Source organism: Streptomyces sp. VTCC 41912 (assembly GCF_045799175.1).
In the GTDB taxonomy this organism is placed as follows: Bacteria; Actinomycetota; Actinomycetes; order Streptomycetales; family Streptomycetaceae; genus Streptomyces; species Streptomyces albulus_C.
In genome coordinates, this window is record NZ_JBJMAB010000005.1 from 341,088 (window position 1) to 361,871 (window position 20,784).

The following is a 20,784-nucleotide window of genomic DNA, read 5'->3' on the forward strand; positions in this document are numbered from 1 at the left end:
CCCTGGCGGCGAACGGGCCACGTACACCGCCAGGGCATTAGGTCAGTCTGTGAGGAGACCAACCTTGACCACCACGGTACCGGTTTCTCTGAAACCGCCATCCCTACCTCGCACCTTCGACTCGCCAGCCCGCGCCAAGCTCATGATCAAGCGTGTCGGTGCCTACCTTCGCGTGTCCACCAAGGACCAGATACTCGGCTACGGACTCGACGTCCAGATCGCAGGCATCGAGGACTACGTCGGCAAGAAGAACATCCTGGACCGCGACAAGAACATCCTCTGGGAGATCGCTGAGGTCTACGAGGACGCCGGAGAGTCCGGGGCGAAGCAGGATCGCCCGGAGATCATGCGCCTGGAGCGCGACGTCCGTGCCAAGAAGATCGACGTCGTCGCCGTCCACAAGTTCGACCGCATCGGCCGCACCGGTCGCGCATTCTGGCACTGGGTCTGGGCCCTCGAAGACGCCGGGGTCTCGATCATCTCCGTCACCCAGGAGATCGACACCACCACCACTCACGGAACAGTCGCCCTCCAAAACCTCGCGTCCTTCTCCGAGATGGAGTGGCGCACCATCTTGGAGCGGACCCAGAACGGCCTCCAAATGAAGGCCGCTGTTGGTGGCTGGACTGGTGGTCCCCCGCCCTACGGCTACTACATCGTGAACAAGGGCAGCCGCGACTCCAAGCTCGCCGTGTGCCCGGAGGAAGCGGCCGTACTCGCACTGGCTGGCCGACTCATCGTCGAAGGCGGATACAACGCCGATCGCGCCGCCCACATGCTCACCCTCATCGGCAAGCTCACGCGCAGCGGTGCCGAGTGGACCGGACATAACCTCCGCCACAAGTTCTACAACACCGCCCTCGACGGCTTCGTCGTCTTCCGCAACACCGACGACGTCATCAACAGGCGGCGTCGCCGCGCCACCATAGTGGGGGAGGACGGACAGCCGAAGCACGGCCCCACCGTGGTCATCGACACTCCGCTCGCACTACCACTGGAGACCGTCTACTCCGTCCGGGCCGCCCTCAAGCGCAATGGCTGGACTATGGACGGCCCTTACAAGTACCACCCGCTCAGCACCCGCATCATCGGCACCTGCACCAAGCACTACACCGGGGTCTGGGTGAAGGCGGAACAGCGTCGCACCTATCGATGCTCTGGAGGCGCAGGCTGCGGAGACAGCGTCATCGACGCCGTCGCCATGGAAAAGGTCGTTTGGGACAGCCTCGTCACGTTCTTCGACGACAAGGAGAAGCTCCGGGACCTGGCGAAGACGTGGCAGGGCGAAGCTCCCGACTACACCCACATTTACGAAGAGCGCATCGCCGAGCTGGACAAGGAGATCGAGGCGCTCGACGAGCTGAGCACCACACAACTCCTCGGCTTCGCCAAGGCCGGGGTGGACCCCGAGCAGGTAGCCAAGGCGATGGCTACCCTGAAGGCCGACCAAGAAAAGAAGATCAGCCTGCGGGCCGAAGCGAAGAGCATGCTCGACGACGCCAGGAAAATCGCTCAACGCTCCGAGGAACTGGAGAGGTTGGTTGAGACGGCCACCTTCAACCTCAAAGGGCTTTCAGACCGCCATAAGGCCGAAGTCCTCGATCTGGCCGACATCAAGGTGAAGCTCATCGGTTCGGTCCCCTTGGAAGGCCGCTTCGGTCCGGGCGCCGACATCGAGAAGTGGTTCGACGACCGCGGCGTCCTGCCCGTGGAAATGACCGATGATCTGTGGGAGGAAGTCCGACCGCGGATCCAATTCCGCATCACCAAGAAGAGCCATGATCTCCGGCTGCTTGTCGAAGGACTGCTACACAAGGCGCGCACCGGCTGCCCTTGGGACGAGATCCCCGACCGCTTCCCGCCGAAGGAGGCCCTGCGTGCCCGCTGGAGGGCCTGGAAGGACGAAGTGTGGGCGAGCATCGTCGAGCCCCTGCTGGTGCCGGCACCACCCCGCACGCCGCCGCTGCCGCCGTTTGAGGTGACCGGCAACATCGATCCGAGGCTCTACAAGTTCTCGGAGATGAGCACGAGCCAGGATGCTGAGGTCTGTGCACTAACGCCTGGATGAACCTGCCGTGCGCCACCTGGCCGGTCAAGCAGCAGACGCCCGTCGAGGTCAAGTCCGGCAAGGGCCTGCCGCCGGTCCTGATCGTGCAGAGCACCCGTGACGCGGCGACCCCGTACGGCGGCGCCGTCGAACTGCACAAGCGGTTCGCCGGCTCCCGCCTGATCACCGAGCGGGACGCCGGTTCGCACGGCGTCACCGGGCTGGTCAACCCGTGCATCAACGAGCGGGTCGACGCGTACTTCCTGAAGGGCACCACGGACCCGACGGACGTCACGTGCGCCCCGCACGCCACGCCCGTCCCGGCGAAGCAGACGGCCAAGGCCGCCGGCTGACCCACCACCGGGGCCGGTCGGGGGAGCTCCTGGCTCCTCCCGACCGGCCCCTCCTGCTTCGTCGCCGGCCCGACCCGCGAGCGGTCACGCCGCCGCGCCGCGGCGTCGACGTCCCCCGGGCCCGGGCATCCGCCGACCCGTCCGGGCGACCGCACGGCGTGGCCGCTTGTGCGCCGCGGCCCGGCGGGGTGGCCTGGGGCCGCCGGGCACCGTCCGCCGTCCCCACCGGGCGCCGCCGCCCGCCCACCGCGTGCCCCACCGGGCCACCGCCCCGAGCGTTCCAGGAGACCCCGATGCCCGTGAGCCGCCGACGCCGAATCCCCCGTACCGCCGTCGCGGCGGGCGTGACCGTGGCGCTGTGCACCGCACTCGGCGCGGCCTCGGCCCGCGCCGCCGTTCCGGACGGCGCCGACGGGCTCTTCCTGACCGTCTCCGGCGCCGGCGACACCTGGATCCGCGGGGTGCGCCTGAGCTGCCCGGACACCCGCGGCACCCATCCGCACGGCGCCGCCGCCTGCGCCGAGTTGGCCGCGGTCCAGGGCGATCCGGACGCGCTGCGCGGCGACCCGCACGTCTGCACCCGGGAGTACGACCCGGTGACCGTCACCGCCTCCGGCAGCTGGCGCGGCGCGCCGGTCGAATGGCGCCGGGAGTACCCCAACGCCTGCACCATGGACGCCGCCACCGGCCCGCTGTTCCGCTTCTGACCCGCGACCGGTCGGCGCCCGCGGCGCGGCTCAGACCCGCCGCGCCGTCACCACACCGACTGTGAGCAGCGCCAGCACCACCCACAGGAACCACACCCAGCCGTTGCCGCCCAACGCCACCGTGTAGGCGGTCGCCGCGACGAGTCCGCACCCCGTGCAGACGGCCATCGCTCTGGTAGATCCGGGCATACCCGCACCCTCCTCCCGGCGGCCGCGGGCCCAACGCCGCGGGCCGCGGCCAGGAGACCATCGTCCCCGGCCGCGGCCCGTGCCGCCAGATGACCTACCGCACCGCGGCGTTCCGCCCCGGCGCCCCGCGTCGCGCGCTACCGCCCCCGCGCGTTGAGCGACGCCAGGTAGGCGTTGTACTCCGCCAGGTCCTTGTCGCCGTTGCGGTCCGCGGCCCGGTCGGCGCGCTGCGAGGTGCGCTCCTCGGACTTGTACCACTGGAAGACCAGCGCGATCAGCACCACCACCGACGGGATCTCGCTGAACGCCCAGGCGATCCCGCCGGCCGCCTGCTGGTCGGCCAGCGCCTCGATGCCCAGCGAGGCCGGCGGGTGCAGGAAGGTCTTCACCATCGGCTCGGTCGCCATCATCAGGGCGATGCCGAAGAACGCGTGGAACGGCATCCCGGCGAACAGCTCCAGCATCCGCATCACGTATCCCGGCCGGTGCGGGCCCGGGTCCACGCCCATGATCGGCCAGAAGAAGACCAGACCCACCGCCAGGAAGTGCACCATCATCGCGATGTGCCCGGCCCGGGACTGCATCAACAGGTCGAACAGCGGGGTGAAGTACAGCGCGTAGAGGCTCGCGATGAACAGCGGGATGGTGAACGCGGGGTGCGTGATGATCCGCATGTACCGGCTGTGCAGCAGCGCCACCAGCAGCTCGCGCGGCCCCTTGCTCCCGCGCCCGGCGGCCGGCAGGGCGCGCAGTGCCAGCGTCACCGGCGCCCCGAGCAGCAGCAGGATCGGCGAGAGCATGCTGATGATCATGTGCTGGACCATGTGGACGCTGAACATCGCCATGCCGTAGTCGTTCAGCTTGGTGCACATCGTCACCGCCACCGTCAGCACGCCCAGCACCCAGGCGACGACCCGGCCCATCGGCCACGCGTCACCGCGCCGCCGCAGCCGGAGGACCGCCCAGCCGTACAGCCCCAACCCCACCAGGCAGCCGACCAGGAAGAACGCATCACCGCCGAACGCGAGGCCCCGCCCCAGCGTGAACGGCGGCAGATCCATGTTCATGCCGTCCATGCCGTGCCCGCTGTGATGCATCCGCTCGCTCCTGATTCGTACCAATGCTCCGGCGACAAGCGTAGAGGCGCCCCCGGCCGGTGCAGCGGCCGGGGGCGCCCGAACGGAACCGAACCCCGCGCATGGGCTACCGGGGTCTCAGAGCACGCACTCGGCCTCGTCGTAGCGCTCGGCGGGCACCGTCTTCAGGCTCTCCACGGCCTGGGCCAGCGGCACCAGCGTGATGTCCGTGCCGCGCAACGCGGTCATCATCCCGAACTCCCCGCGGTGCGCGGCCTCCACCGCGTGCCAGCCGAAGCGGGTGGCCAGCACCCGGTCGTACGCGGTGGGCGTACCCCCGCGCTGGACGTGGCCGAGGATGACCGGGCGGGCCTCCTTGCCGAGTCGCGCCTCCAACTCCACCGACAGCTGCCGGGCGACCCCGGCGAACCGCTCGTGCCCGTAGACGTCGGTGCCGCCGATGTCGAAGGCCATGGTGCCCTCGCGCGGCTTGGCGCCCTCCGCGACCACCACGATCGCGAACTTCTTGCCGGCCTCGAAGCGCTCGGCGACCCGGGCGGTCAGCTCCTCGATGTCGAACGGCCGCTCCGGCACCACGATGGCGTGCGCGCCGGCGGCCATCCCCGAGTGCAGCGCGATCCAGCCGGTGTGCCGCCCCATCACCTCGACGATCATCACCCGCTGGTGCGACTCGGCGGTGGTCTTGAGCCGGTCCAGGGCCTCGGTGGCCACTCCCACCGCGGTGTCGAAGCCGAACGTCACGTCGGTGACGGCGATGTCGTTGTCGATGGTCTTCGGCACGCCGACGATCGGCAGTCCGGCGTCCGACAGCAGCCGCGCCGCCTTCAGCGTGCCCTCACCGCCGATCGGGATGATCGCGTCCAGCCCCAGCTCGGCGACGTGGCCGCGGGCCCGCTCCACCCCGTCCCGCAGATGGGCGGGCTGCACCCGCGACGAGCCGAGGATGGTCCCGCCGCGCGCCAGGATGCCGCCGACGGCATCCAGGTCGAGCTTGCGGTAATCGCACTCCAGCAGGCCCTTCCAGCCGTCCATGAAGCCGATCACCTCGTCGCCGTGGTCGGCGGTGGCGCGGTGGACGACGGACCGGATGACGGCGTTCAGGCCGGGGCAGTCGCCCCCGGACGTGAGGACACCCATACGCATTGTGTAGCAACCCATCGCAATTCAACCGGACGCCCGGACCCCGTCGTCCGGTTGGATCCCGCTCAGCCTACAAGTGCGCGGCACCCCGACACACGGATGACCGCAGAGCGGACACCGGTGCACGGAAAACGGCCGGATCCGGGCCGATGCCCCGGATCCGGCCGTCGTGGGCGGCGGAACCCGTCAGACGTTCTGCGTCGCCGCCGCGATCCGCTCCTCGCGCAGCGCGTCGTACCACCGGTCGTCGGCCGGCGGCAGCGCGTTGACGTCCAGCGCGAGCTTGATGAGGAGGTCCGCGATGTGCGGGTTGCGGGCCATCACCGGGCCGTGCATGTACGTCCCGAAGACGGTGTCGTTCCACGCGCCCTCGTAGCCGTCGCCGACGCCGTTGCCGTTGCCGAACCGGACCTTGGCGAACGGCCGGGCGGTCTGCCCCAGGTGCGTGACGCCCTGGTGGTTCTCGAAACCGGTCAGCGGCGGCAGCCCCAACTGCGAGTCGATGTCCGCCAGCACGTCGCCGACGCACCGCTCGCCCTCGCCGCGGGTGCTCACCACGTCCAGCAGCCCCAGGCCCTGCTGGCGCTCGCCGAGGTCGTTGATGAACTCGTGGCCGAGGATCTGGTAGCCGGCGCACACCGAGAAGACGATCGCGCCGTTGGAGACCGCGCGGTCCAGGCCGCCGTCGCGGATCAGCCGCTCGGCCGCCAGCCGCTGCGGGCGGTCCTCGCCGCCGCCGATCAGGTAGATGTCCCCGGAGGTGGGGATCTGCTGGTCGGAGCGGACGTCCAGGCGCTGGACGTCCAGGCCGCGCTGGCGCGCCCGCCGCTCCACCACCAGGACGTTGCCCTGGTCGCCGTAGGTGCTCAGGAGGTCCGGATAGATCCACACCACGCGCAGGCTGTTGTCACTCATGCTCGCTCGTCCTTGTCGCTGTTGTCCGTGGACCGCACTCAGTTGCCCACGCGGCGGCGCAGGTCCTGGAAGGCCGTGTAGTTGGCGATGACCTCGATCCGACCGGGCGGTGCGATCTGCACCGCCTCGTCGAGGGTCTCGCAGACCTCGAAGTCGAGCCCCGCGACCTCCAGGCGCACCGCCAGGTCCAGCCGGCGGTCGCCCAGCACGAAGATCGGGTGCCCGGCCAGCCGGGTGTAGTCCACGTCCCACAGCCAGGAGGTGTCGGTGCCGTCCGCGCCGCGGGCGTTCACCGACATGATCACCGGGGTCGGCGGTCCGTCGATCAGCGAGAAGGTCTCCAGCCAACCGGCCGGGTTCTTCGCCAGCAGCAGCCGCAGCTCGCGCTCCGCGAAGGTGACCACGTCGTAGCGGCCCGCGACGGCCTGCACCGCGAACATCCGCTCCAGGGCGACCTGCGGCGGCACCCCGAAGGCGGCCGCGACCGCGGCGGAGGTGGTGGCGTTCGCCTTGTTGGCGCGGCCCGGCAGCTGGAGCTTGATCGGCCAGGCGCTGCCGTGCGGGTCGAGCACGTGGTCGCCGGAGAGCGCCCAGCTCGGCGTCGGACGGCGGAAGCCGCACTCGGCACAGAACCAGTCGTCGCCCGGGCGCTGCATCACACCGCCGCACGAGGGGCAGGACCAGGCGTCGTCCTTCCACTCCTGGCCGGCGGCGACCCACACCACGTTCGCGGACGACGACGCCGCCCAGACGATCAGCGGGTCGTCGGCGTTGGCGATGATCAGCGCCTTGGAGCCGGACAGGCCCTCGCGCCAGTGCTCGGCCAGCATCCGGGTCTCGGCGGCCCGGTCGAGCTGGTCCCGCGAGAGGTTCAGCAGCGCTATGGCCTTGGGCGTGACGTCCCGGGCCACCGTCGCCAGGTACTTCTCGTCCACCTCGATGACGCCGTACTTGGCGTCCGAGCCGCCCGCCAGGGCCGAGGTGATGCCCGCGGGCATGTTCGCGCCCAGCGCGTTGGAGACCACCGGGCCGCTGGCCCGCAGCGCCTCGGCGATCAGTCGCGTGGTGGTCGTCTTGCCGTTGGTGGCGGACACCAGTACCACGTCCAGGTGCTTGGCCAGCGCGGCCAGCAGGTCGGGGTCGAGCTTGAGCGCCACCCGGCCGCCGATCACCGATCCGCTGCCGCGGCCCGCCGCGCGCGACACCGCTGCCGCGGCCTTGCCGGCCGTCACAGCCAGCTTGGCCCGCGGCGACAGCGGCTCCGTGTTGCCTGCCATCGTCTTCGATCCTCCTTGCATCCGGCGCACTCCCGCCCTGAGGCTGCCGGAAGAATGCACCTCCTCCGCGGTCGTCGACCGGCGGAGGCTTCGGTCGGGGATCAGCCTATCGAGATCCGGCGTCCGGCCCGAACTCCGCCACCTCCGTGACGTCATCCGCAAGGCCCGGCCCGTACGCTGGGCCCATGCGCCACCGCACCATCCCCGGCAGTTCCGGCCGCCCCCGACCGCTGCGCCTGTACGGCGATCCCGTCCTCACCCGCCCCTGTGCGGAGGTCACCGCCTTCGACGGCGAACTGGCCGCGCTGATCGAGGACATGTACGCGACGATGTACGCGGCGAACGGCGTCGGGCTGGCCGCCAACCAGGTCGGCGTCGCGCTCCGGGTGTTCGTCTACGACTGCCCCGACGACGAGGACCGCCGGCACCTGGGGCACGTCGTCAACCCCCGCCTCGTCGAGGCGGACGGGCCGGTGGTCCGCGGCCCCGAGGGCTGTCTGTCACTGCCCGGCATCGAGGCCGGCACGCCGCGTCACGACCACGCCGTCGTGACCGGGTTCGACCTGACCGGCGCACCGGTGACGGTGACCGGCACCGGCTTCTTCGCCCGCTGCCTCCAGCACGAGTGCGACCACCTCGGCGGCGGCCTCTACGTCGACCGGCTCACCGGTCTGCGCCGCCGCCGGGCGCTGCGCGCGGTGACCCGGGCGCCCTGGGCCGCGGCGACGGAGGAGCGGGCGGCGGCGCGGGTCTGACGCCGGCCCGCCCGCGATTCAGAATCCGGGGCCGCCGGCCAGGTCCTTGACGGTGGCCAGCTGGCCCCACAGCAGATCGGTGAGGTGGCTCACCAACTGCTCGCGTGAGCACGGGCGTTCGCGCAGCCACCAGTCACCGGCCGCGTGCATCATGCCGACGATGCCGTGCCCCCACACCCGGGCCCGCTCCGCGCCCTCCGGCCCCAGGTCGAGCCGTTCGGCGATCACCTCGGCCAGCTCCTCGCCGAGCCGGCGCAGCAGGGGAGCGGAGTGCCGGCCCACGTCGAAGCCGGACTCCGCGGGGTGGTCCTCGTCCGCCGGGTGCATCAGGAAGCGGTAGACCTGCGGCCGGGTCTCGATGGCGACCAGATACGCGTCGAGGGTGGCCTCGACCCGCTCCCGGCGCACGACCTGGGCGTCCAGCGCGGCCCGGAGGTTGGCGAGCAGGGCGTCGGTGTGCCGGACGGCGAGCGCGCGGTAGAGACCGCCCTTGTCGCCGAAGTGCCGATAGAGGATCGGCTTGGTGATGCCGGCCTCGGCGGCGATGGCGTTCATCGACGCTTCCGGGCCGTCGCGCAGCACGATCCGTTCGGCGGCCTCCAGCAGTTCCCGGCGTCTGCGCTCGGTCGCACTGCGTTGCCGGTCGCCGCCGCCCGTGCCGGCCCGTTCCGTGCCGGCGGGCCGCTCCGCGCCGGTCCGCCCGGCGCTGTCGATGCTGTCCATGGTCGTGCTCCCCACCCTTGTGAATCCGTGGCGCTCGCGCAACGTAACACCCGGACTCGGTGATGCCCGAACTTCGCGCGATCTCCACCGCCAAATCGGCGGCCGGGAGGAGTTGACATCTATTACTCACGAGTAACACACTCTGGTTACCGCAAGTAACGGCTGGCTGTACGCACCACTGGAGGGGACATGGCCGAGTTCACCATGGAACTCAACGACGAGCAGAAGGAAGTCCGTGACTGGATCCACGGCTTCGCCGCGGACGTCATGCGCCCCGCTGCCGCCGAGTGGGACGAGCGCGAGGAGACCCCCTGGCCGGTGATCCAGGAGGCCGCCAAGATCGGCCTGTACTCCCTCGACTTCTACGCCCAGCAGTTCTTCGACCCCACCGGCCTCGGCATCCCCATGACCATGGAGGAGCTGTTCTGGGGCGACGCCGGCATCGCCCTGTCCATCGTCGGCACCGGCCTCGCCGCCGTCGGCGTCCTGGCCAACGGCACCGAGGAGCAGATCGGCACCTGGGTCCCGCAGATGTACGGCGACGCGAACGACGTGAAGGTCGCCGCCTTCTGCTCGTCCGAGCCGGACGCCGGCTCCGACGTCGCCTCGATGCGCACCCGCGCCGTCTACGACCAGGCCAAGGACGAGTGGGTGCTCAACGGCACCAAGACCTGGGCCACCAACGGCGGCATCGCGGGCGTCCACGTCGTCGTCGCGGTCGTCGACCCGGACCTCGGCTCCAGGGGCCACGCCTCCTTCATCGTCCCGCCGAACACCCCCGGCCTCTCCCAGGGGCAGAAGTTCAAGAAGCACGGCATCCGCGCCTCGCACACCGCCGAGGTGGTGCTGGAGGACGTCCGCGTACCCGGCCACTGCCTGCTCGGCGGCAAGGACAAGCTCGACGAGCGACTGGCCCGCGCCCGCGAGCGCGCCAAGGGCGTCAAGAACGCCGCGATGGCCACCTTCGAGGCCTCCCGCCCGGCCGTCGGCGCGATGGCCGTCGGCACCGCCCGCGCCGCCTACGAGGAGGCCCTGGAGTACGCCAGGACCCGCGAGCAGTTCGGCCGCCCGATCATCGACAACCAGGGCGTCGCCTTCCAACTGGCCGACATGCGCACCCAGATCGACGCCGCCCGCCTCCTGGTCTGGCGCGCCTCCTGGATGGCGGTCGCGGGCAAGAAGTTCGAGAGCGCCGAGGGCTCGATGTCGAAGCTCTTCGCCAGCGAGACCGCCAAGAAGGTCACCGCCCAGGCGATCCAGATCCTCGGCGGCAACGGCTTCACCCGCGAATACCCCGTCGAGCGCATGCACCGCGACGCCGCGATCTACACCATCTTCGAGGGCACCAGCGAAATCCAGCGCCTGGTCATCGCCCGCACACTGTCGGGGATGCCGATCCGCTAGGGCAAAGCACCTGATCGCTGCCCCACCGGCCAGGATCGGCCGCCGTCCGGCGCGGCGCGCGCAAGCTGCGAGGGATGTCCGGGCGATGTAGGCGCGGTCGTGGATCGGCCGGCGGTGCTCGGCGACGTGTCTGCGTAAGGAGCGCTGGCGGCTTGAGCTGAAAGGTGGAGAAGCCCCGCCCGCCGTGGGCGGGGCTTCGTCGTGCCAGTGAAGGAGCTGAGTTCGTGGGCGAATAGCACAGGGCGGGCTGGCGTGTCGGGGGGAGAGACAGCCTTTTCGGCGGAGGAGTGTCCGATCCGTCGCTTCAGCAGTTCGGGGCACCCTCTGCGAGGTGCGCTCCAATCTGCGGGTCCGTAGCGAGTTGTGCAGGGATGATCATGGAGTGAGCTGTGCGCGCCTTTACGAGGGAAGCTGCTTGTAGCCCTGTCACGCCGGAGAGATCAGCTCCGCTGAGGTCTGTAGCGCTCTCTTCGTCGTGGCCAATTGTCACGTCGTCCATGAAGCAGCCCGCGAGGTGAGCCGGATTGGTTTCGATGAGCTGAGCATCGCTCCATCCAACGTGGCTGTCATTTGCACGTGATGGCGTCGCCGGCACTGCTGTTGTGGCTGGCGAGCTTGAGTTCGGGGGCGGCCGGGGCGCATTGGTTCCTGTGACGGTAGGGAAAGCCCCGCTCGGCTCTAGGCACGAGCGGGGCGTCTCCGTATCAGCTACCGCTGGCTGGTGGCCGGTCGTCGATGATGATGTGGGTGACGGGTGGGCAGTTGTTGCCGGCTTGGTAGTGGGCGTCGGCTTGGTCGCCGTCGACTTTGTACAGGGCGGCGCCGATGCGTTCGTAGATGACGGCGGCGAACGTTCGGGTGCCGATGGGGGCGGCGGGGTCTTGTTCGGTGGCGCGTAGGGCGTCGAGTGCGGCGATGAGGGTGCGGCCGGAGATCTCGGCTTGGATGAGTCCGTTGGCTTCTTTGACGCCTGCGGGGAGTCGGAAGTGTTGGCCGCTGCTGGATTGTGCGACGAGGAAGTCCCAGTGGTCGCGGTGGCAGGTGAGTTGGGCGTATGCGATGCGGGCGGCGAGGCCGAGGAGGCGTTCGAAGTCGTCGCCCTCGGAAGGGGGTTGGGTCGCGACTTGTGGGTCCGGCTTCGTTGGGGGTGTTGGCGGCTCGGGAGTCTTGACGGCCGCGAGGTCGGTGCGGAGCCCTTCGATGCTGTGCCGGAGTTCGGCGAGTTGGTTGAGGATTTGCTGTTCGTCACGCGGGGGTGGGGCGGGCTGCAGGCGCTGGGTTTCGTTGCGGAGGCCCTGGAGTTCGCTGTGGATGGCGTCGGTTCTGGCGTGGGTGAGGGCTGCTGTGTCGCGGGCGTTTTGGGCTGCGTTGAGGGTTGCTTCGATGGTGGTGCGGAGGCTGGTGAGGCTGCGGTCGAGTGCGTCGGTGATGGCTTGTTGCGCGTGGCCGATTCTTTCGCTGAGCCCATCGACTTCTTCGCTGAGCCTGTCGAGCCGGCGTCCGATGCCGAATGCCACTTTCCCCCCACGGTGTTGATGGCTGGCCGTTCAGCGGGAGGCTCCCCGTCGGCCACTTGGATGACGCGGCGAGTTTCGGCCGTGGCGATCAGTGGGGCGTGTTGGTGCAGATCGGTATGTGCGGCCTTCAACTCGGCTTGCTGTGCGCCCTGTTGGCTGTCGTGCGCCCTTTCGGGTGCTGCCGTGCTCTGGCAGGGTGTCGTTCTTCTGACTTGAGGGGGATGGATGGCGCTCGGGTGTCCGCGTTGCAAGGAGTCGAACCAGGTCCTGCATCTGCCGGAGTTTTGGAAGTCACTGCCGAGGGAGTCGGAGCTGCGCGACGAGTACGCGCCGCCGCTGGAGTACAGGATGCAGTGGCTGTATCCGGTGGCGGCTGGCGCACTTGGGGTCGTGGCGTTGGTGACGGGCGGTGTGGCTGCGGGGGTCGTGCTGCTGGCTGGTGGTGTGGGCGTGGGCTTCTGGTTGTCGGGGCGTGCGCGGGCTGCGGAGGATGCGCGGGCCAAGTGGTCGCGGTCGTGGATTTGCCGGCGGTGTCCGGCGACGTTCCTGCGCGAGGAGGCACTGGCGGTCTGATCCGGGCGACCACAGGGTGACCCCTTGGGGAGCGGGCTGGTCTCTCTCGGCCCCCCGAGAGGACGTCTCATCACCCGGAGGCTACGACCTCGCCGGCCGTGACCTGGGGCGGGTTGGGGAGCAGCGACGCCAGGTTGTGCTGCACGAAGTCCGCCGCCGTGGAGACTGATTCTTCGGCGCTGGCCTGGTTCTGGAAGATGCTGGTTGAGGTCATCACTCCGTTGCCGGCGTCGATCCAGTAGTAGGCCACGAAGCCGGGGAGTTGGCGCATGAGCGGTACGAACCCCTCGTTGACGAGACGCGCTGCTTCGGCGGGATTGGTTACCCCTTCGTAGCGTCGGATTGCTGCGTACATGGCCGTTCTCCTCTCGGGGGCTCCGGGTGGTGGTTTGCTGATTCGCCGTACCCCTGCGTCGGCCGCCTGGCTCGCGTGGAGGCAATCAATCGCCTGAAAGGCCGAGCTTGGTGATCCAAACGGAGCGCGGGCGCCGCGGTCGTGGTTGCCGGTGATGTCTGGCGGTGTTTCCACAAGGAGTCGGTGACCGCTTGGCCCAGACCATGAAAAAGGCCCCGCCTGTTAGCCGGGGCCTTGGGGACCTTGTCGCCTTCCTCTCCTTGGACGTCACCGCTGGGTCCGTCAGACAGGGTGCCGGTGCCGGCAGAAATATCTACGTCGCCGGCCCCACCCACCGTGAACCCACCGACGCTGCCGTCTGTGCCTTACCGGAGAGCGAAGGCACTCGGGAGTTCGAGGCGCTGATCTCGAACCCCTCCTTCTTCCAGTGATCGCCGACAATCGCGAGCAGCTTAGTGATCTTCTTCTCTGAAATCTCGGTGCGCACATAGCGATGTCTGCCGACGCGTACTTCGCCAGTCGACTTGTTAGTGAAGGAATTCTTCACTTCCGACATGTGGGCCGGGCCTTCTCGCAATTTGAGCTGGGGTCGTACAGCCTTGAAGGTGTGGTCCAGAACCGAGTCGTCCTGTTTGACGGCCTACGGGACGCCGATGTTTGCCTTGGGCTCTCCGTCGCGCAATACAGAACAGGCGCTGAGGCTGCTCGATGCGAGGATGGCGATGAGGGCTATGGGGCGAAAAGTTCGGCGGCGCATCATTTTCACCTCCTCTGGAAGAAGGCTTTTTCCGGGTGGTCCATGCTGTACGCAATGGCGCCACCGAGGACGATTTCGTAGTTGGACGGGGCGTGGGTCACCGGGGCGCTGCCTGTCGCACTCACCCACACGTGACCTGCTCCGACAGCAGACTGCGAGGTTTTTTGGGCGCCCGTTCCGGTGCTACCCACCAGGGCGACGTCGCCCGCGGGGATCCCCTCTTCGCGTGGGGAGGCCCGTACCACCGGCACGTTCTTTCTCGGCATTCTCGAATCGGTTGTGTCAGGGCTGATGAACTTGACCCGTTCCGCAACCATGTCGAGGCCCTCGGCCTGCCTCGGCACGGCTTGGTGGTGCGCGCTCAAACTACCCAGGGCGGCCCCGGTGTCGGCTTGCATCTCTTCGCCGTGTCCAGCGGCCGCACTCAGTGCGGATGGGTCGACTTTCGTGGTCGACACGATCCCCCGATTCCCCGTTGCTCTCGTATTTCTGGTCCGTGAGGGCACGCTATGGAGCCCTCGCCGTTGCCAGTTCGTCACCCTATGCGATGGCACGCCGGTGCTTTGGTCGTCATGCCGCGTGATCTGGCCCATGCGCGAAGTTCGATGTCCGAGACCGAGCGCGGCTCAGAATCACGGGCTCGGGCTTCGTGGCGTCTGGGTGTCGAACGGACAGTCGTGGGTTGAGGATTCCTTCCGGCCCGACCCATGTCGCCGAGAACGTCACCGCCGCGATCGACCCCGTCATTCGTGCGGCGAGATGAGGGACGTCATGGTTCACGGGAGGGCTGACGGAAAATCACTCGCGAGCGGGCCGTGGGGACGCCGGGAGGTCGAACGTCGCCTGCAACTGCCATTTCACGCCGTCGTGCACCATCAGGTCCACCGACGAGACCCGGGCCGTGAAGGGGAGTTCGGTGTGTAGGGCGGTCTCGACCTCGGTCAGGACGGTGTCGTCCTGACCGTCCGCGACGGTCAGGTGCGGTAGGACCTCGGTGAAGGCACCGCCGTAGGGAGGGGCTTCGGGCCACCGTTCGGCGACCGCCTCGGTGAGGCGCCGCAAGGGTGCGTCCGGCTCGGGGGCGAGGTACAGCACTCCCGGGAACCGCTCGCAGCGTGCGAACCGCACGTCGAAGGCGTGATGGCCGCCGAGCACCTCGGCGAGGGCCCGATGGACGTGCCCCTGCACGCGACTCCCGTCGAGGAACGGGAAGACCACGGTGACGTGCGCGGGAACCCCTGCTCGGGCTGACGGATCGAACCGTTCACGCCACGCGCTAACGGCTGGTTCCGCCTCCGGGATCCTGACGATGAGTCCGGTCCGACCTGCCTGGAACCGGTGCGGGCTGGCGTCTGGCATGTCACGGATGCTGCCCATGTCGAGGCCGGGCGCGGTGGGTGAAGGCGCCCACTCGGACTGGGCTTTCGGCGTCTCCGGGCACCGTGTTGACGATGCGCTGTCCGGTCTGCTGGGGTCGTGAGGTCGTCGGTAGCGGGTCCAGGCGCCCGGGTCGCTTCGTCGACAAGGGCCGCACCCCGCCTGAACGTTGACGGACGTGGACCGCTCCGGGTGCGTAACTTTCCCGTCAAAACCCGCCATTTCAGGAGTTCGCCGCAACCTCGTCCGGCAGATTCGACTCCTCACTCACGGAGATGCACACTGGTGCGTCCCGTACGAAGTGGGGGCAATATGACACGTATGGCGCGACAGTCGATGAGCGCGCGGAAGGCGACCGTCGGCTCCGCGGCGATGGTGGTCGCCGGACTGGCCCTGGTGATCGGGGCGGCGGCCCCCGGGCAGGCGGTGCCCGTGGCGGCGACGGCGGGGGCACGGTCCGTGCCGAACTGCGGTGCGGCCACGGTGACGGGGGTGCCCGCGGCGCAGCGGACGCACGCCGCGGCGGCGACGGAGGCGGCCCCGGCCACGGCCGTCACCGGAAGCGTGGCGCAGAAGCTCGCCTACGGCCTCGCCCCGGAGGCGCCGATCGGCCTGTGGTCGTCCTCGAACGTCACCCTGCGCACCCCGGTCGCCAAGGGCACCGTCCACCTGGACGTCACCACGCACGGCTTCATCGCCGATTCCCTCCTGATGCAGCGGTACGACGCGAAGACGCACCGCTGGGTCGACCTGGACGTCCGATCGGCCGGCAGTGGCAGTCCGAACAAGGGGAGGTTCTCCTTCCCGGTCTCGGCGGCGGCGAGCCCCGGCCGCCCCGCCACCGTGGCGCTCCGGGTCCAGGCCATCGACCGTCCCGGTCGCCTGGACGTTTCCGCTTCGGTCGACGACGGCCACGGTCACACCTACCGCGCGCCGACGCGCAGCACCGTCGTCGATCGGCCCACCACCAGCGTCACGGGGTGGTCGGACGGTGCCGGCCTGGTGCGCGGCGGTGCGGCGAAGGAGTTCGACCTCAGGGTCAAGAACACCACCAAGCGGGCCTATCCGGAGCTCAACGCCGGGTTCTCCGCCTACGGCCAGGGCGGCGACCGCTTCGTGGCCCCCAAGGACCTGGTACTGCAGCAGTACGTGCCCGAACACGGCTGGCAGCACGTGCCGTTGGTGCCCAGCGGCTGCGACCCCGGCATGAGCGCCGGACTGGTCCCGACCGCCAAGAAGCCGCTGGCCCCCGGTGCCACCGCCGTCTACCGGTTGCGGCTGGCGGTCGCGCCGGACGCTCCCGTGGCCAAGGTGGAGGCGGGCCTGTCGGTGGGCAACGGTGACACGTCGCTCTCTTACCGGTCGCTGCCGTTCGCGATCCGCGCCAGGTAGTAGTCCCGCCGGGTACGGCGATCCCGCGGGGGAGTAGGGGCGGGGAGGCAGGGTGCTGCCTCCCCGCCCCTGTCGCTTGCCGGTGGTGTGGTGCGCGTACGGCCCCGCCTACCGGGTGGACGCGTCCCGGGCCTGCTCGGGTTGCGCGTGGAGGAGGTCGCGGGCTTCGTCGGCGGCGCGGGCGATGCTTTCGGAGACGTGGTCGACGAAGCGGGCGATGTTTTCCAGGCGGGTGGCGGCCGGGGTGTCGGGGCCGAGGACGCTGACGCCTTGGCGTGCGGTTTCGGCCAGGTGGGCGGTGCCGCGGACGCTGGCCATCATCGATTGGTACCAGACGTCGTCGTCGACGACGTAGCGCTCGCGCCGGTGGTCGTCGCGCTCGCGACGGACCAGGTCCTGGCTTTCGAGGAACGCGATGGCCTTGGAGACGGATGCCGGGCTGACGTGGAGGCGTTGGACGAGTTCGGCGGCGGTGAGGCTGCCGGTGTCGCTGGTGCACAGGCAGGTCAGCACCCGGGCGCTCATCTTGGGGGTGCCCGATTGGATCAGGACGGTGGTGAACGTCTCCTCGTACGCGCGTACCGCTTCGGGGTCGCGCCCGTGGGCCTGCGGGGGCGCGTCGGGGCCGTGGGGCGTGGGGTGCCTGCGGCGTTGGGCGCGGTGTTCGGTGGCGCGGTGGGCGAGTTCGGCGCGGTAGCCGGTGGGGCCGCCGTTGCGCATCACTTCGCGGGTGACGGTCGAGGTGGGGCGGTCGAGGCGGCGGGCGATCTCGGCGTAGGCGAGGCCGTCGGCGAGCCCCAGTGAGATCTGTTGGCGTTCCTGCTGGGTGAGCCTGCCGCCCGGCATCGCGGCCTCCTTCGTGCGTCGTGCGTGTGCGTGGTCCCTGGTGCGCCTCCTGCGCCTGGCGCGGTCAGCATAGCGTTCACTCTCAGTTCATTGCAACGGGCGGGGTGGGGTCGTTGCGTTAGCTTTGAGGTCGTTGCAATGATTTAGCGTTCTCCACCTGGGGCGATGGCATTTATGCGCAACGGGATCGTTGCTTGCATTTTGAATGCAACGTAGCGTTTCGGTCATTGGAAACGGTGGGTGGATCGGGGGAGCGCACGATGCGGAGGTTCGACACCCCTGTCGAGGCCCGGCCCACGGACGCCGCCAAGAACCGTGACGCGAAGGCGGCGGAGCAGGCCGAGGTCGCGTACGGCGACGGTGTCCTGCGGATCGAGCCAAGGGCCCGCACCGCACCAGCCGTTCGCTCGACCGACGTGCACGACCGAGAAGAAGGAGCACCCGTCATGTCCCTCCCCCATACCGACCAGAAAGCCGTTGCCGGTCCGGAGCGCCCGGAGTTGCAGCAGGCCCTCCAGGAGATCGTCGATTCCGGTTTCGCCGGGGTGCAGTTGCGCGTGCACGACGAGCGGGGCGCGTGGGTCGGCAGTGCCGGGGTGCGGAAGCTCGGCGCGAGCGCCAAGCCGTCGACCGACGGGCGGTTCCGGATCGGCAGCAGCACCAAGACCTTCACCGCGACACTGGTGTTGCAACTGGTGGCGGAGGGCAAGCTGGGGCTGGACGCGCCGGCGGCCGACCACCTGCCGCAGTTCGAGCTGGACCGGCGGATCACGGTGCGGATGCTGCTCCAGCACACCAGCGGGGTGTTCAACTTCACCGGCGAGTACTACGAGGACGGGACGTTCGCACCGGGGATCCCCTGGCAGGGGCCGGAGTTCGTGGCCAACCAGTTCCACACCTACCCGCCGGAAGAACTGGTACGGCTGGCGCTGTCCAAGCCGGCGCGGTTCGCGCCGGGGACGGACTGGAACTACTCCAACACCAACTACGTGCTGGCCAAGCTGCTGGTCGAGGCGGTCACCGGCCGCCCCTACGCCGAAGAGATGCAGCGGCGGATCCTCGGACCGCTCGGACTGTCGGGCACCTCGGTGCCTGGCACCTCGCCGGAGATCCCCGCGCCGCACGCCCACGGCTACTACACCTTCCAGGACGCCGGCCAGTGGAAGACGGTCGACCTCACCCGCTACAACGTCTCCTGGATCTCCGCCGCCGGCGACATGATCTCGACCACCGAGGACCTCCACGTGTTCTTCTCCGCGCTGATGGCCGGGAAGCTCCTGCCGGCCCCGCTGCTGGCGGAGATGCGCACGCCGCACCCCAAACTGGGCTACGGCCTGGGGCTGTTCGTGCAGGAGACCGACGGCGGCGGCACCGTCTTCCACCACAACGGCGGCTTCTTCGGCTGGGCGGCACTGATGTACGGCACCGCCGACGGCGGCACGACCCTGACCGCCTCGCTCACCACCGGGGACGCCCAACTCGACTTCGCCGCCACGGCGGCCGCGTTCCAGCAGGCGCAGCAGCGGCTCGTCGACGCGGTGTTCTGCGGCGGGCGGTGGCAGTCGACGGCGGGCAGCACCAGCACCTCGGGCAGTGCGCGGAGCAGCCGTTCGCTGATCTCGCCCCGGCCGGCGTAGGCGCCGCTGAGCAGCAGGGCCGCGCCGTCCGCCGCGTCGTCGGCCGTTTCGTCCGCGGTGCAGGGTCGGCAGTAGTCGGTGCTGTCGATCACGGTCTGCGGTACGGGCAAGTCCGGCGGCCAGGTCGTGTCCCTGCTGCGGGAGCGAGGCGTTCCGGTCCGGGTGGCGGCGCGCTCCGGTGCGCCGCGGTGCGACTGGCGCGAACGCACCGCCTGGGACCCGGCGCTGACCGGCGTACGGGCGGTGTACCTCGTGCCGCTCCACGGGGAGCCCCTCACCCGCCCGTACGTCGCGCGCCGCGGAGCCGACGCGGCCTGGACGCCCACCTCTCGGACGGCGTGCAACGCGCCCTCGGCCGGCCGCCGGGGGACTTCACCGCTTACGCATCGGCTGCCGTCGCGGCCTGGCGCCATTGAGCCCGAAGAGGTGTGCCAGCGACGGCAGCGGTCCTCCTGGGGCGCATTCCTGCCGCAGGTCGCGGCGCATCATAGGTGCGATGCCGAAAACCCGCTGGAAAACGCCGGGGCGGAAGAGGGAGTCAAACCGCCGAGCGGGTGATTCGTGGCGTGATGGCCGGGGATTGGTGGCATGAATTCGACGTCCTAGCGACCCCGACGTATTTCGGAGCTCAGCATGCGTATGCGCACTGCACTCACTGCCGCACTGATGTGTTCGGCTGCCCTCCTCGGTCCCGTCGGCATCGCCGTCGCCGACGACCACACGGGAGGGGTGCAGGACACCGGCACCATGAACTTCCAGGACGTGAACAATGACGACGGCGGCAACGCCTGGATCTTCGACGCCGGCTCGGAGCACGGCAAGGAGGACAAGGGCGGTAAGGACGACAAGGGCGGTAAGGACGACAAGGGCGGCAAGGAGGCCAAGGGCGGTAAGGAGGACGAGGGCGGCAAGGAAGCCAAGGGCGGCGACCACGGCAAGGAAGCCAAGGCGGACGGCACCGAGCAGGTTCCGGACGAGGAGTAGAGCCTTCGCGACCCCGCCCCTCCTTCCGCTTCGGCGTAGAAGGAGGGGCGGGGTCTTTCGTCGTTCCGGGGTGCGGTGAATTCCGGATCGGCGCCACGGTCCTGGATTTCCGGGTGAGGCTCGACGGGGAATGCCCGCGGCGTCCCGGGAGAAGGTCGAGCCGTAATCGCCAGTCCTCAATCCGTCCGGTGATTCCGCCGCCTTGGCGTGGTGCGAAGAGGGAGAGGGAGAGGGACGGGGAATGCGGGGCTCGGCGCCTTTTTTGGGGGCCGCCCCGAACCATGCGGAATCGCGCCCGTGTGGTGTGCGTGCGCCGATCACGGCGTCAACTCGTTCGCCCGATTGCCGATTGCCCATGGGCTATTGCTCATCGGTGCATGCTGATGAGGGAATGCTGAGAAGGGAATGCCGCACTGCGGAGGCCGGGCCGAGGGGCGTTCCGGAACGTCAAAGGCGGCGTGCTACCGGGGTGTTGCTCCGGTGCGGGCCGGAGGGCGGTTCCGGGGCGTGTCCCGGGCCGCCCTCCCGCGCGGGGTCAGTCCCGCCCGTCGCGCGGGGCGAAGTGCAGCAGCCGGTCGGCCTCCCGCTGGGTCTCCTGCGCGACGCGGCGGCTCTCGGCGACCACGTCGCCGTGTTTCGAGACCAGGCTCTCGTAGATCGGTGAACCGCTCGCCGGGGCGGGCGCGGGGGCTGGCAGGGGGGCGGGCATGGGTTACTCCTGAAAATCGATCGGGCAGAC

General features: G+C 69.6%; 21 protein-coding genes and 1 pseudogene. 9 read left to right on the forward strand and 13 right to left on the reverse strand.

Features of this window, described 5'->3' with window-relative positions:
* Positions 1–142 precede the first annotated feature (142 nt).
* The 3 genes and pseudogenes from ACJ6WD_RS11260 to ACJ6WD_RS11270 all read left to right on the forward strand — a co-directional run bounded on the left by ACJ6WD_RS11260 (position 143) and on the right by ACJ6WD_RS11270 (position 3,107).
* On the forward strand, positions 143–2,068 hold the full coding sequence (locus ACJ6WD_RS11260) for a recombinase family protein (protein WP_407615733.1): 1,926 nt from the start codon (positions 143–145) through the stop codon (positions 2,066–2,068).
* Positions 2,056–2,400, forward strand: a pseudogene (locus ACJ6WD_RS11265) (alpha/beta hydrolase); the annotation flags it as partial. The gene ACJ6WD_RS11260 and the pseudogene ACJ6WD_RS11265, both read left to right, overlap by 13 nt.
* Positions 2,401–2,693: 293 nt before the next feature.
* On the forward strand, positions 2,694–3,107 hold the full coding sequence (locus ACJ6WD_RS11270) for an SSI family serine proteinase inhibitor (RefSeq protein WP_233659055.1): 414 nt from the start codon (positions 2,694–2,696) through the stop codon (positions 3,105–3,107).
* 30 nt (positions 3,108–3,137) lie between these two features.
* On the opposite strand, the gene ACJ6WD_RS11275 is transcribed toward ACJ6WD_RS11270, so the two are convergent.
* The 5 genes from ACJ6WD_RS11275 to ACJ6WD_RS11295 form a co-directional block, all read right to left on the reverse strand.
* On the reverse strand, positions 3,138–3,296 hold the full coding sequence (locus tag ACJ6WD_RS11275) for a hypothetical protein (RefSeq protein WP_331246511.1): 159 nt from the start codon (positions 3,294–3,296) through the stop codon (positions 3,138–3,140).
* 137 nt (positions 3,297–3,433) lie between these two features.
* On the reverse strand, positions 3,434–4,393 hold the full coding sequence (locus ACJ6WD_RS11280; protein ID WP_233659057.1) for a cytochrome c oxidase assembly protein: 960 nt from the start codon (positions 4,391–4,393) through the stop codon (positions 3,434–3,436).
* A gap of 117 nt (positions 4,394–4,510) precedes the next feature.
* On the reverse strand, positions 4,511–5,536 hold the full coding sequence (locus ACJ6WD_RS11285) for a 6-phosphofructokinase (protein WP_016574098.1): 1,026 nt from the start codon (positions 5,534–5,536) through the stop codon (positions 4,511–4,513).
* A gap of 183 nt (positions 5,537–5,719) precedes the next feature.
* The gene (locus ACJ6WD_RS11290) at positions 5,720–6,448 is read right to left on the reverse strand and encodes a type 1 glutamine amidotransferase (protein WP_233659059.1); all 729 of its coding nucleotides are present in this window, start codon (positions 6,446–6,448) and stop codon (positions 5,720–5,722) included.
* Between the two features lie 38 nt (positions 6,449–6,486).
* A complete protein-coding gene (locus ACJ6WD_RS11295; protein ID WP_233659060.1) occupies positions 6,487–7,725 on the reverse strand; it encodes a MurT ligase domain-containing protein in 1,239 nt (412 codons plus the stop codon).
* A 185-nt stretch (positions 7,726–7,910) separates the two neighbouring features.
* Between ACJ6WD_RS11295 and def the strand changes: the two genes are divergently transcribed.
* A complete protein-coding gene (gene def, locus ACJ6WD_RS11300; protein ID WP_233659061.1) occupies positions 7,911–8,480 on the forward strand; it encodes a peptide deformylase in 570 nt (189 codons plus the stop codon).
* 18 nt (positions 8,481–8,498) lie between these two features.
* Here the strand turns inward: def and ACJ6WD_RS11305 are convergent, their stop codons facing one another.
* Positions 8,499–9,203, reverse strand: a complete 705-nt coding sequence (locus ACJ6WD_RS11305; RefSeq protein ID WP_016574094.1) for a TetR family transcriptional regulator — start codon at positions 9,201–9,203, stop codon at positions 8,499–8,501.
* 189 nt (positions 9,204–9,392) lie between these two features.
* On the opposite strand from ACJ6WD_RS11305, the gene ACJ6WD_RS11310 reads away from it, so the two are divergent.
* Entirely contained in the window at positions 9,393–10,607 is a 1,215-nt protein-coding gene (locus tag ACJ6WD_RS11310) for an acyl-CoA dehydrogenase family protein (RefSeq protein ID WP_233659062.1), read from the forward strand.
* Positions 10,608–11,311: 704 nt separating this feature from the next.
* On the opposite strand, the gene ACJ6WD_RS11315 is transcribed toward ACJ6WD_RS11310, so the two are convergent.
* Positions 11,312–12,124, reverse strand: coding sequence for a hypothetical protein (locus tag ACJ6WD_RS11315; protein ID WP_407615721.1), 813 nt, complete (start codon positions 12,122–12,124; stop codon positions 11,312–11,314).
* 225 nt (positions 12,125–12,349) lie between these two features.
* On the opposite strand from ACJ6WD_RS11315, the gene ACJ6WD_RS11320 reads away from it, so the two are divergent.
* On the forward strand, positions 12,350–12,697 hold the full coding sequence (locus tag ACJ6WD_RS11320) for a hypothetical protein (protein ID WP_016574091.1): 348 nt from the start codon (positions 12,350–12,352) through the stop codon (positions 12,695–12,697).
* A gap of 70 nt (positions 12,698–12,767) precedes the next feature.
* Here the strand turns inward: ACJ6WD_RS11320 and ACJ6WD_RS11325 are convergent, their stop codons facing one another.
* The 4 genes from ACJ6WD_RS11325 to ACJ6WD_RS11340 all read right to left on the reverse strand — a co-directional run bounded on the left by ACJ6WD_RS11325 (position 12,768) and on the right by ACJ6WD_RS11340 (position 15,408).
* Positions 12,768–13,052 carry a hypothetical protein gene (locus tag ACJ6WD_RS11325; RefSeq protein WP_037634800.1) on the reverse strand — a complete coding sequence of 95 codons (285 nt, stop codon included), beginning with the start codon at positions 13,050–13,052 and terminating at the stop codon, positions 12,768–12,770.
* A gap of 313 nt (positions 13,053–13,365) precedes the next feature.
* Positions 13,366–13,608, reverse strand: coding sequence for a hypothetical protein (locus ACJ6WD_RS11330; protein WP_376446961.1), 243 nt, complete (start codon positions 13,606–13,608; stop codon positions 13,366–13,368).
* 206 nt (positions 13,609–13,814) lie between these two features.
* Positions 13,815–14,267, reverse strand: a complete 453-nt coding sequence (locus ACJ6WD_RS11335) for a hypothetical protein (protein ID WP_407615722.1) — start codon at positions 14,265–14,267, stop codon at positions 13,815–13,817.
* Positions 14,268–14,607: 340 nt separating this feature from the next.
* Positions 14,608–15,408 (reverse strand): 2'-5' RNA ligase family protein, encoded by an 801-nt coding sequence (locus ACJ6WD_RS11340; RefSeq protein ID WP_407615723.1) that lies wholly within the window; start codon positions 15,406–15,408, stop codon positions 14,608–14,610.
* Between the two features lie 99 nt (positions 15,409–15,507).
* Here ACJ6WD_RS11340 and ACJ6WD_RS11345 point away from each other — a divergent pair, with 99 nt between their 5' ends.
* Positions 15,508–16,578, forward strand: a complete 1,071-nt coding sequence (locus tag ACJ6WD_RS11345; RefSeq protein ID WP_407615724.1) for a hypothetical protein — start codon at positions 15,508–15,510, stop codon at positions 16,576–16,578.
* A 108-nt stretch (positions 16,579–16,686) separates the two neighbouring features.
* Here ACJ6WD_RS11345 and ACJ6WD_RS11350 read toward each other — a convergent pair whose 3' ends face one another.
* Entirely contained in the window at positions 16,687–17,424 is a 738-nt protein-coding gene (locus ACJ6WD_RS11350; protein WP_233659067.1) for a helix-turn-helix domain-containing protein, read from the reverse strand.
* A gap of 446 nt (positions 17,425–17,870) precedes the next feature.
* Here ACJ6WD_RS11350 and ACJ6WD_RS11355 point away from each other — a divergent pair, with 446 nt between their 5' ends.
* Entirely contained in the window at positions 17,871–19,061 is a 1,191-nt protein-coding gene (locus tag ACJ6WD_RS11355) for a serine hydrolase domain-containing protein (protein WP_407615734.1), read from the forward strand.
* A 633-nt stretch (positions 19,062–19,694) separates the two neighbouring features.
* Positions 19,695–20,045: a hypothetical protein gene (locus tag ACJ6WD_RS11360; RefSeq protein ID WP_233659068.1), complete on the forward strand. Its 351-nt coding sequence runs from the start codon at positions 19,695–19,697 to the stop codon at positions 20,043–20,045.
* 535 nt (positions 20,046–20,580) lie between these two features.
* On the opposite strand, the gene ACJ6WD_RS11365 is transcribed toward ACJ6WD_RS11360, so the two are convergent.
* Positions 20,581–20,754, reverse strand: coding sequence for a hypothetical protein (locus tag ACJ6WD_RS11365; protein ID WP_020930342.1), 174 nt, complete (start codon positions 20,752–20,754; stop codon positions 20,581–20,583).
* Between the last annotated feature and the right edge of the window lie 30 nt (positions 20,755–20,784).

Coding starts and splice junctions, on each gene's coding strand:
- ACJ6WD_RS11325 (WP_037634800.1), bottom strand. CDS start 13,052: ATGTACGCAGCAATCCGACGCTACGAAGGGGTAACCAATCCCGCCGAA.
- ACJ6WD_RS11355 (WP_407615734.1), top strand. CDS start 17,871: ATGTCCCTCCCCCATACCGACCAGAAAGCCGTTGCCGGTCCGGAGCGC.
- def (WP_233659061.1), top strand. CDS start 7,911: ATGCGCCACCGCACCATCCCCGGCAGTTCCGGCCGCCCCCGACCGCTG.
- ACJ6WD_RS11305 (WP_016574094.1), bottom strand. CDS start 9,203: ATGGACAGCATCGACAGCGCCGGGCGGACCGGCGCGGAGCGGCCCGCC.
- ACJ6WD_RS11260 (WP_407615733.1), top strand. CDS start 143: ATGATCAAGCGTGTCGGTGCCTACCTTCGCGTGTCCACCAAGGACCAG.
- ACJ6WD_RS11280 (WP_233659057.1), bottom strand. CDS start 4,393: ATGCATCACAGCGGGCACGGCATGGACGGCATGAACATGGATCTGCCG.
- ACJ6WD_RS11365 (WP_020930342.1), bottom strand. CDS start 20,754: ATGCCCGCCCCCCTGCCAGCCCCCGCGCCCGCCCCGGCGAGCGGTTCA.
- ACJ6WD_RS11285 (WP_016574098.1), bottom strand. CDS start 5,536: ATGCGTATGGGTGTCCTCACGTCCGGGGGCGACTGCCCCGGCCTGAAC.
- ACJ6WD_RS11270 (WP_233659055.1), top strand. CDS start 2,694: ATGCCCGTGAGCCGCCGACGCCGAATCCCCCGTACCGCCGTCGCGGCG.
- ACJ6WD_RS11295 (WP_233659060.1), bottom strand. CDS start 7,725: ATGGCAGGCAACACGGAGCCGCTGTCGCCGCGGGCCAAGCTGGCTGTG.
- ACJ6WD_RS11330 (WP_376446961.1), bottom strand. CDS start 13,608: ATGTCGGAAGTGAAGAATTCCTTCACTAACAAGTCGACTGGCGAAGTA.
- ACJ6WD_RS11290 (WP_233659059.1), bottom strand. CDS start 6,448: ATGAGTGACAACAGCCTGCGCGTGGTGTGGATCTATCCGGACCTCCTG.
- ACJ6WD_RS11360 (WP_233659068.1), top strand. CDS start 19,695: ATGCGTATGCGCACTGCACTCACTGCCGCACTGATGTGTTCGGCTGCC.
- ACJ6WD_RS11310 (WP_233659062.1), top strand. CDS start 9,393: ATGGCCGAGTTCACCATGGAACTCAACGACGAGCAGAAGGAAGTCCGT.
- ACJ6WD_RS11275 (WP_331246511.1), bottom strand. CDS start 3,296: ATGCCCGGATCTACCAGAGCGATGGCCGTCTGCACGGGGTGCGGACTC.
- ACJ6WD_RS11350 (WP_233659067.1), bottom strand. CDS start 17,424: ATGCCGGGCGGCAGGCTCACCCAGCAGGAACGCCAACAGATCTCACTG.
- ACJ6WD_RS11345 (WP_407615724.1), top strand. CDS start 15,508: ATGGCGCGACAGTCGATGAGCGCGCGGAAGGCGACCGTCGGCTCCGCG.
- ACJ6WD_RS11320 (WP_016574091.1), top strand. CDS start 12,350: ATGGCGCTCGGGTGTCCGCGTTGCAAGGAGTCGAACCAGGTCCTGCAT.
- ACJ6WD_RS11340 (WP_407615723.1), bottom strand. CDS start 15,408: ATGGCGGGTTTTGACGGGAAAGTTACGCACCCGGAGCGGTCCACGTCC.